The 1,530-nt window shown below is 53.8% G+C and carries 1 pseudogene; it reads left to right on the top strand.

Annotated features, from left to right (window positions below):
• A pseudogene (locus tag HUS24_RS16925) lies at positions 1-1,530 on the top strand (hypothetical protein); the annotation flags it as partial.

The raw sequence follows: 1,530 nt of genomic DNA, 5'->3' as shown, positions 1-1,530 counted from the left end.
CGGATACAGACAATGAACCAGGACTTGATCGCACGCCAGGTCAGATCACAGTGGATGTCACACCAGATGGACAAATCACCGGTTCAACCACCGATGTCCCACCGGGTGCAACGGTTGAACTTGTGGTCGAAGGCAAAGGTCCAAATGGCAACCCTGTCAGCGAAACCATTACCGTGACAGTCGACAGCAACGGTCACTTCACCAGCACAGTGCCACCAAGCATTGCCGATGGTGGTGTCGATGTCACAGGAACCACAACGGATCGCAATGGCAATCCACTGACCGATACAGACAATGAACCAGGACTTGATCGCACGCCAGGTCAGATCACAGTTGATGTCACACCAGATGGACAAATCACCGGTTCAACCACCGATGTCCCACCGGGTGCAACGGTTGAACTTGTGGTCGAAGGCAAAGATCCAAACGGCAACCCTGTCAGCGAAACCATTACCGTGACAGTCGACAGCAACGGTCACTTCACCAGCACAGTGCCACCAAGCATTGCCGATGGTGGTGTCGATGTCACAGGAACCACAACGGATCGCAATGGCAATCCACTGACGGATACAGACAACGAACCAGGACTTGATCGCACGCCAGGTCAGATCACAGTTGATGTCACACCAGATGGACAAATCACCGGTTCAACCACCGATGTCCCACCGGGTGCAACGGTTGAACTTGTGGTCGAAGGCAAAGATCCAAACGGCAACCCTGTCAGCGAAACCATTACGGTGACAGTCGACAGCAACGGTCACTTCACCAGCACAGTGCCACCAAGCATTGCCGATGGTGGTGTCGATGTCACAGGAACCACAACGGATCGCAATGGCAATCCACTGACGGATACAGACAACGAACCAGGACTTGATCGCACGCCAGGTCAGATCACAGTTGATGTCACACCAGATGGACAAATCACCGGTTCAACCACCGATGTCCCACCGGGTGCAACGGTTGAACTTGTGGTTGAAGGCAAAGATCCAAACGGCAACCCTGTCAGCGAAACCATTACGGTGACAGTCGACAGCAACGGTCACTTCACCAGCACAGTGCCACCAAGCATTGCCGATGGTGGTGTCGATGTCACAGGAACCACAACGGATCGCAATGGCAATCCACTGACGGATACAGACAATGAACCAGGACTTGATCGCACGCCAGGTCAGATCACAGTGGATGTCACACCAGATGGACAAATCACCGGTTCAACCACCGATGTCCCACCGGGTGCAACGGTTGAACTTGTGGTTGAAGGCAAAGATCCAAACGGCAACCCTGTCAGCGAAACCATTACGGTGACAGTCGACAGCAACGGTCACTTCACCAGCACAGTGCCACCAACAATTGCCGATGGTGGTGTCGATGTCACAGGAACCACAACGGATCGCAATGGCAACCCACTGACGGATACAGACAACGAACCAGGACTTGATCGCACGCCAGGTCAGATCACAGTGGATGTCACACCAGATGGACAAATCACCGGTTCAACCACCGATGTCCCACCGGGTGCAACGGTTGAAC

Origin of the sequence: Acinetobacter sp. Marseille-Q1618 (genome assembly GCF_902809855.1) — a bacterium.
Lineage (GTDB): Bacteria > Pseudomonadota > Gammaproteobacteria > Pseudomonadales > Moraxellaceae > Acinetobacter.
The sequence above is the reverse complement of the archived record's forward strand: the minus strand, read 5'-3'. Positions and strand labels throughout refer to the sequence as shown.